Origin of the sequence: Myceligenerans indicum (assembly GCF_016742955.1) — a bacterium.
Classification (GTDB): domain Bacteria; phylum Actinomycetota; class Actinomycetes; order Actinomycetales; family Cellulomonadaceae; genus Myceligenerans; species Myceligenerans indicum.
In genome coordinates, this window is the sequence record NZ_JABBYC010000087.1 from 1 (window position 1) to 8046 (window position 8046).

Below are 8046 nucleotides of genomic sequence, written 5' to 3' on the forward strand. Positions count from 1 at the left end.
CCTTATCGTCGGCAGCGTCAGATGTGTATAAGAGACAGCACCCCCGGCCACACGAACGGCCAGCCACCTGACAGCCCGCGCGTGGTCGGTCGGTTGCCGCATGGTCGGTCGGTTGCCGCATGGTCGGTCGGTTGCCGCATGGTCGGTCGATCACTTGACCGACCATGCGCCAAACCCCCGACCACGCGCGGGCGCCGCCGCCTCAACGGCGCGTGGTGGTGAACCGCGCGGCTGACGCCCGCCGCTCGTCCGCCTTCAGGGGACGACCGGGCCCCGCATCGCTCGGGAATGACCCCGCAGGTCAGCGGAAGGCCTGGATACCCGTCAGGTGACGGCCCAGGATCAGGGTGTGCACCTCGTCGGTGCCCTCGTACGTGCGCACCGACTCCAGGTTGTTCGCGTGGCGCAGCGGCGAGTGGTCCAGCGTGATCCCGTTGCCGCCCAGCACCGTGCGCGCGGTGCGGCACACCTCGATCGCCATGCGGGCGTTGTTCAGCTTGCCCGCCGAGATCATGTGCGCCTCCAACCGGCCGGCGTCCTTCAGCCGCCCGATCCGCAGCGCCAGGAGTTGCCCCTTGCTGACCTCCAGGGCCATGTTCACCAGCTTCTCCTGGGTGAGCTGGTGGGACGCCACCGGTACCCCGAACTGCACGCGCTCGCCCGCATACCCGAGCGCCGCCTCGAACGCGTCCCGCGCCGCGCCCACCGAACCCCACACGATGCCGTAGCGGGCCTCGTCCAGGCAGGCGAACGGCCCGGCCAGGCCGGGATGCTCCGGCAGGATCGCGTCGTCGGGCACCCGCACGCCGTCCAGCACGACGTCGCACTGGATCGAGGCACGCATCGACAGCTTGGGCTCGATGGGCGTCGCGGCGAAGCCGGGCGTCGAGGTCGGGACCAGGAAGCCGCGAACGCGCTCGCGGCCGGGGCGAGCCGGGGAGTCCGCGGCGCCTCCCGCCCGCGCCGCCGAGGACGCCGCGGCGTCGTCGTCGGACACCTTGGCCCAGATGACCGCGACGTCAGCGACCGACGCCAGGCCGATCCAGCGCTTGGCGCCGTCGATCACCCACTCCCCGCCGTCCAGGCGGGCGCGCGTGGTCATGCTCGCGGGGTCGGAGCCGGCGTCCGGCTCGGTGAGACCGAAGCAGCCGATCGCCTCCCCGCGCGCCAGGCGCGGCAGCCACTCCTCCTTCTGCGCCGCCGAGCCGTGCTTGTGGATCGCGGACATCACCAACGAGCCCTGCACGGACACGAAGGTGCGGATGCCCGAGTCCCCGGCCTCCAGCTCCTGGCAGGCCAGGCCGTACTCGACGGCCGACCGCCCGGGGCAGCCGTACCCGTCCAGGTGCATCCCGAGGACCCCGAGCTCGCCCAGCTCCGGCACGATCTCCCGGGGGAACTCGGCGTCGGCGAACCAGCGGGCGATGTGGGGCCGGATCCGCCGGTCCGCGAACTCGCGGACGCGGTCGCGAAGATCGCGCTCGTCAGAGGTGAGGTCTCCGTCGACGTCGAGGAGGTCGGCCGGGGAGGAGGTACGAACGGCGTCGGTCATGCCAGGACTGTATGCCAGACCGAACGGAACTCTCCCGGGGCGAGGCGCTCCAACGGGTACGGCGCCGCAGGGTGCGGCGAGATCACCGACGCCGGCCCGTCCTCGGGGTCCGGGCCACGACCGGCGATCTCAGTGACCGCGAGCGCGGCCCTGCTGACCGGCCCAGCGGTCGCTCCCTCCCACGGGGCCACCGGGACGCCGTCGGTATAACGTTCCCCGTGACATGGGAAACGAGATGAACAGCACTTTCAGCTGGAACGAAGGCAGCTTGGACGCCGCCATCGACCAGGGAGCGAAGGGCCTTTCGGAGGGCGGTGTTCCCGTGGGGTCCGCTCTTGAGATCGCCGGGGTTCTTGTCGGCCTGGGGCACAACCGGCGCGTCCAGGACGGAGATCCGATCGCACACGGCGAGATGTCCTGTATCCGCAATGCGGGTCGGCAACGCTCCTATCGATTTGCCACCCTCTACACGACACTCGCGCCTTGCGCGATGTGTGCCGGGACCATCGTGCAGTTCGGGATCCCCCGGGTGGTCGTCGGTGAGGACGAGACGTTCCCCGGAGAAATCCAGTTCATGCGTGACCGGGGTGTGCTGGTGACCGTTGTCGATGACCCGCGGTGCAAGAATCTGATGCGCGCATTTCAACGCGAGTACCCGGACGTGTGGGCCGAGGACATCGGTGAGAGCTAGGCGGGTGGCGGGGTCACCAGGTGGAGCGATCTCCGGGGAAGCCCACGTCCTTGCCCGTCGGCGGGGTCGGGGTGCGATGGCGAGACAGCCGCGGTGAGGTATGCCAGGTTCACGTAGCGGCATGCGATCAGGACGGCGCGCCGCTGGACGACGGTCTCGTGGCACCCTCGTGCTCCGTCACCGGTGAACCGGGCCACGCCGAAGACCAGGCGTCGGTTCTGCCGCTGAACGGTGACGACCACGGCATCGTCACGCGGGCCCGCGATGACGGTGGCGACATCAGGCCCGCCGAGCGCGATGACCGGGTCAACCGCACCCGGAGTGCGAGTTTCGATGACGGCGGCCAATTCCTGGGCCACGGTGAACGCGTTGCCGGCTGACGGGTCAAGACTCGCCATCGCTACGGTGCCCTGCCCGGTCGTCTTCCTCACTTCAGCTCTCCTGTGATGGTCGCGTGGAGCACTTCCTGGGGGTGGCACCCCTCTGATGGGGGCTTCTGTGGGCAGTCTTCGATACGAAGCGCTGCGGTGACCGTCTCGCTCACCCGACCGGATGCATGGTCGACGAACCGCGCGGAGAGCTCGTGGCTTCCTGCGCTGAGCCCGCGCAGCGACCTCTCCACCGCGCTCGCTGTGAGCAGGTGTGGTCCCCCGGCGTGCGCACCGTCGACGTCGACCTCGACGAAGGCGCCGACCGGGCCGCCAAGAGCGACGGTGACCCACTGGTTCCGTGGTTCGACGCCCTCGGGCACGGTGAGGGTCATCACGGAGGCGCCGACGAGCTCCAGGCTCGGTCCTGTGGCCTCGACGGGACCGATCGAGACGGGCGCAGATCGCGGCTCCCGGCCGTCGACCTGCTCGATGAGCACGTCGGACGTCGGCGAGGAGCGCTCGAGATCCAGGACGAAGACGCCCTCGCGGTCGGCGCGGGTGCTGCCGAGCGTCTCGCCGCCGGCGGTGACGGCTTCCACGAGCGCGTCGGGGAGCGCGCTCCCGTACACGCGAGGCAGGAGATGGTCACGCGTGACGTCGGAGACGTTCAGTGACGACGCGCCTGGTTCCGGGTCGACGTGGTCCATCTCGTCCGGGTCCTGCTTGACGAGATCCGGTCCGATGGGGTCCGGCACGCCCAGGTCCGGCACGCCCAGGTCAGGTCCCACCGGGTCAGGTCCCACCGGGTCAGGTCCCACCGGGTCAGGTCCGACCGGGTCAGGTCCGACCGGGTCAGGTCCGACCGGGTCAGGTCCGACCGGGTCAGGATCCACCGAGGCGCCTTCCGCCGGCTCCGTGGACCGGGCGAAACTCGCAGTACTCGTGTCCGGTTCGAGGTCGTCGGCGGCGTCGCTGGGATCATCGGAAGCAGCGCTCGATGTGGGAATCGGGTCGGGCGACTCGGCCGGTTGCGGAACATCGGCGTACCGCGGAGGCGCGGTATCGACGACGGCCGCGGCGGCGCTCGTGATGCCCCTGCCCGGTTCGCCCACCGTCAAGTACCACAGACCGACGACCGAAGCCACGACGGCCGCGGCTCCACCGACCGAAGCCAGTACGGAGATCGCCCCCTTCGACAGCGTCGCACCGAGATACCCGGACCCCGTCGCGGCCTCGCGCGCAGCGGCTCCACCGAACTTCGCGAAGACGGACGACGCCGCCTCCCGCACCACATCCTGGGTGCCGGCCAGCAGGTGGGAGGCGTCGAGTCCGAGGGCCCCGGCGCCCAGCACGGTCGGCAGCAGAGCGACACGCAGCCTCTCGGCGACGTCCCCGAGTTCCTCGACCAGGACGCCGCATCGCGCGCACCCGGCCACGTGGACCCGCACGACGTCGGCGCCTGCCTGGGACAACGAGCCACGAAGATATCCGGGGACTTGCTCGACCACCCGTCGGCAGTCGCCGTCAACCGGGTTGTCGGAGATGTGAGCCTGGATCCACGCGCGGCGCAAGCCTTCCCGGGCGCGGTATGTCAACGACGCCACCGCGCCCGGAGTGATCCCCACCACGGGCGCGATCTCCCTGGCCCCCATGCCCTCGACGTCGGCGTACCACAGGACGGTGCGCCACTCGTCGGGCAAGGTGCGGAACGCTCTGACCGCCATCGCCTTGTCCAGGCTCGCGGCGCTGAAATCGGCTGCCGGATCGGCCACGTCGCGCCCGTCCGTGAAGTCCGCGGCGTCGCCGGCATCGGCCTGGCGCGCCCATGACGTGGCGATGTTGCGGATCGCGGTGTACAGGTATGGACGGAACGGGCCCACGGGACCCATGCCCTTGCGAATCGCCGTCAGCGTTCGTGTGAACGCCTCCTGCACCAGGTCATCGGAGTCGAACGAGCGGGTGATCCTCCGCGCGGCCGCACGACCGGCCTGGGCGTGGCGCTCCCACAGCACCTGCATCGCATCCGAGCCGCCTTCGCGCGCACGCGCGACGAGCTCCCTGTCGCTGATCTCTTCCAGTGTTCCGGCGTCCCGGTACGACATCGGCCCTCTCCGTGTTCCTCCCCCTGACTCGCGTACGACCCGTGGTGCGGGTCGAAGTGTAGGACCCGGAAACGCGGCCAGGATGACGCGGTCTCATGGTGATCTATGTCACTTATGCCCGTTATAGGGGACGTCGACGCGGGTCCCTCAGATCCCGCGCCGACGCGAACCGGTCCGAAGAGATCGGACCGGCCCTGACGGAGCATCCCAGCATGCCGTCGGGAGGTAGGACGCCACACCCCTGGGCCGATCACGCCGCACCGGACAAGCCTTGCTGTGATCTATGCCACATCGGTGAACCACGGTCCGTCGCCGAACTCGGGCGATGCGTCGCGCACTTCTTCCACACCACGAAGGTGGTCGATGAAGGCCAGAAGCTCGTAGTGAGCGCCCTCCGACGCGATCTGCGTCCGATGGCTCATGATGTGAGCCGACATCGCCTCGGGTGGGATGTGCGGCGGCCAGGTGGCACGGCGTCGAACGGTGCGCGAGGCGGGACTCGAACCCGCACGTCCGAGGACACCAGGACCTAAACCTGGCGCGGCTGCCAATTACGCCACTCGCGCGCGGGGCTCAGTCTATGCGCCCCGGGCGGCAGCCCGAGGCGTCCGGCGTGGTGGCGCCACGTCCCGGCATCGACGACATGACCTGGCCGAGGACCGTGCCGGGACGCTACGCGAGCGCCTCTGCCTCGGCGGCAGCGGCGTCCTTCCCACCACCCGCGATGATGCGGTGGCGCACCCACGCCGAGATCTGGTCCACCAGCACGGTCACGGCGATGATGATGAACAGCGTGATCCCGATCCGGTCCCAGAGCCGGGCGGCGAAGAGCTGCGTGAGGATCGAGCCGATGCCGCCGGCGCCCACGGCACCGAGGATGGCGCCGGCGCGGATGTTGATCTCGAACCGGTACAGCCACAGAGCCACGATCTCCGGCAGGGCCTGCGGAAGAACACCCCAGGCCAGGACATGCAGCCGCGGCGCGCCGGTCGCGGACACCGCTTCGATCGGCCGGGGGTCCACCGCCTCGATCGCCTCGCTCCCCAGCTTCCCGAGCGTGCCGACGGAACCGACGCCGAGCGCGAGCGCGCCCGCCAGCGGCCCGAGCCCGAAGATCGGCAGCATGATGGCGATCGCGAGGATGAGTTCGGGGACCGCGCGGATCACGTTGAGGATCTGCCGCACGACGAACACCACCGGCCGGGGCGAGATGTTGCGGGCCGCGAGGAACGCCGCCGGGAACGACAGCACGGCTCCCACGAGCGTGCCGATCCACGCCATCTGCAGCGACTCGACCATGTACTCGAACGCCTTGGACCAGTACTCGGCGTACGGATCGTTCATGGGGTTCTGCAGTACGCCCCGGGTCATGAGCTGCACGTAGTCGCCCAGGATCCCCGGCGCCTGGGGCAGACGGCCCCAGTTCGCGTCCACGGTGAGGACGCACAGCACCACGATCGCGGCGGTCACGGCCGAGCCGGTGACCTGCTTCCACGGGTTGGGCCGCCGGGGCCGCGTCGCGGGGGCGGCGCCGGAGGCGGGCGGACGGGTCTCGACGGTGCTCATATCAGCCTCCTGCGCAGCCACGCGGAGATCTGGTCGAGCGCGAACACCACGACCACGAAGACCACCACGATCGCGGAGATATGCGAGTACTGGAAGCGGGACAGCTCGGTCTTGATGACCTGGCCGATCCCGCCCGCTCCGACCAGACCGATCACGAGCGAGGCGCGGATGTTCAGCTCGAAGACGTAGAAGGAGTACGACAGGAAGTTGGGCATGACCTGCGGCAGCACTGCCGCCACGGCTCGTTGCAGCCCTCCCGCGCCCACGGCCGTGGCAGCCTCGACGGGCCCGCGGTCGACGGCGTCGACGCTCTCCGCGGTGAGCTTCGCGGCCACGCCCACGTTGAACGCGAACAGCGCCAGGATGCCTGCCAGCGCCCCGTTGCCGACGACGGCGACCGCGAGCAGCGCCCACGCGACGTCGGGCAGGGAGCGTTCGACGGCGAGCAGTCCCTTCATCGTGCGGGCCAGCCACGGCGGGGCGGTGACGTCGCTGGCCAGGTGGGCCAGGATCAGCGCGACCAGGCAGCCCGCGAAGCTCGCCACGACGGCCAGCTGGAGCGTCTCGATCCACCGTTCCCTCACCCGCCAGGCGAACGCCCAGTCCGGGCGGAAGAACTCGGCGATGACCTCCTGCCCCCGGGTGAGGTTCGTGAACAGCGGCGTGAGCGTGAAGTCGATGCCGGTCGCGGCCCACACGGTGACACCGGCGCAGACGAGCAGCCCCGTGTACAGGCCCCACGGCGGCCGAGGCCTGGGCGGCACCACGCGGCCCCGGATGGGCGCGGCACTGGTCGTGGCGGTCATGTCAGCCGGTCCACCTCGACGGTCGAGACGTCGTCCACGCTGAGGGAGCGGCCGTAGATCTCCTCGAACACGGTGTCGTCGACCTTGTCGGCCGGTCCGTCGAAGACCACCTTCCCGGCGCGCATCCCGATGATGCGGTCGGCGAAGGTGCGCGCCAGATCCAGGAAGTGCAGGTTGACGACCGTGGTGATGCCCAGCTCCCGCTGCACCCGGCGCAGGTCGGCCATGACGGCGTTGGCCGTGGGCGGGTCGAGGGAGGCGACGGGTTCGTCCGCGAGCACGACCTGCGCCTGCTGGGCCAGGACTCGCGCGATCGCGACGCGTTGCTGCTGCCCGCCGGACAGCTGGGACGCCCGCACGTACGCCTTGTCGATGATGCCGACGCGGTCGAGCGCGTCGAACGCGATGTCCTTGTCGGCCGCACCGTACAAGCCGAACAGGGAACCCACCGGGGCGTGTGCGAGCCTGCCCATCAGCACGTTCTTCAGCACGCTGACGCGGGTGACCAGGTTGAAGCCCTGGAAGATCATCCCCACGTCGGCCCGCAGCCGTCGCAGCTTGCCACCGCGTGCGCCGTCGACCCGCTGGCCGCCCACCTCCAGCTCACCGGACGTGACGGGCACCAGCCCGTTGATGGCGCGGATGAGCGTGGACTTGCCCGCCCCGGACAGTCCCACGACCACGACGAACTGGCCGTCCGGGATCTCCAGCGACACCCCGTCGAGTCCCTTGGTCCCGGTCGGATAGGTGACGTGCACGTCACGAAAGCTGATCATCGGTTTCCTTGTTCGCTGCTGTGGCTGTGAGCGTTCGCTGCGGTGGGCGTTCGCCGCTCTGCGCACCGTGCCCGACGCTACTCGGTACCCACGGGGACGGTACGGCGGGTGGTCAGCAGGGTGGTCAGGGCGTGTGGTCGGGGGCTGTCTCTTATACACATCTGACGCTGCCGACGATAAGG

At 70.1% G+C, this 8046-nt stretch carries 8 protein-coding genes and 1 tRNA gene; 1 reads left to right on the forward strand and 8 read right to left on the reverse strand.

All coding sequences use genetic code 11. The features are described 5' to 3' along the window. Nucleotides 1-301 precede the first annotated feature (301 nt). A complete protein-coding gene (locus tag HGK34_RS21455) occupies nucleotides 302-1552 on the reverse strand; it encodes an acyl-CoA dehydrogenase family protein (RefSeq protein ID WP_201851318.1) in 1251 nt (416 codons plus the stop codon). 235 nt (nucleotides 1553-1787) lie between these two features. On the opposite strand from HGK34_RS21455, the gene HGK34_RS21460 reads away from it, so the two are divergent. Continuing rightward, nucleotides 1788-2243, forward strand: a complete 456-nt coding sequence (locus tag HGK34_RS21460) for a nucleoside deaminase (protein WP_201851320.1) — start codon at nucleotides 1788-1790, stop codon at nucleotides 2241-2243. Here the strand turns inward: HGK34_RS21460 and HGK34_RS21465 are convergent. The 7 genes from HGK34_RS21465 to phnC form a co-directional block, all read right to left on the reverse strand. Next, the gene (locus HGK34_RS21465) at nucleotides 2240-2674 is read right to left on the reverse strand and encodes a hypothetical protein (RefSeq protein WP_201851322.1); all 435 of its coding nucleotides are present in this window, start codon (nucleotides 2672-2674) and stop codon (nucleotides 2240-2242) included. The genes HGK34_RS21460 and HGK34_RS21465 overlap by 4 nt on opposite strands. Further along, nucleotides 2671-4716, reverse strand: coding sequence for a sigma-70 family RNA polymerase sigma factor (locus HGK34_RS23860; protein WP_201851324.1), 2046 nt, complete (start codon nucleotides 4714-4716; stop codon nucleotides 2671-2673). The genes HGK34_RS21465 and HGK34_RS23860 overlap by 4 nt, the downstream gene beginning before the upstream one ends. A gap of 281 nt (nucleotides 4717-4997) precedes the next feature. Further along, on the reverse strand, nucleotides 4998-5138 hold the full coding sequence (locus tag HGK34_RS21475; protein WP_201851326.1) for a hypothetical protein: 141 nt from the start codon (nucleotides 5136-5138) through the stop codon (nucleotides 4998-5000). A gap of 62 nt (nucleotides 5139-5200) precedes the next feature. Then, nucleotides 5201-5282 (reverse strand) — tRNA-Leu (locus HGK34_RS21480). Nucleotides 5283-5388: 106 nt separating this feature from the next. Next, nucleotides 5389-6282, reverse strand: a complete 894-nt coding sequence (gene phnE, locus HGK34_RS21485; protein ID WP_201851328.1) for a phosphonate ABC transporter, permease protein PhnE — start codon at nucleotides 6280-6282, stop codon at nucleotides 5389-5391. Then, nucleotides 6279-7088, reverse strand: a complete 810-nt coding sequence (gene phnE, locus HGK34_RS21490) for a phosphonate ABC transporter, permease protein PhnE (RefSeq protein ID WP_201851330.1) — start codon at nucleotides 7086-7088, stop codon at nucleotides 6279-6281. The genes phnE (HGK34_RS21485) and phnE (HGK34_RS21490) overlap by 4 nt, the downstream gene beginning before the upstream one ends. Beyond that, entirely contained in the window at nucleotides 7085-7864 is a 780-nt protein-coding gene (phnC, locus tag HGK34_RS21495) for a phosphonate ABC transporter ATP-binding protein (protein WP_201851333.1), read from the reverse strand. The genes phnE (HGK34_RS21490) and phnC overlap by 4 nt, the downstream gene beginning before the upstream one ends. Nucleotides 7865-8046 lie beyond the last annotated feature (182 nt).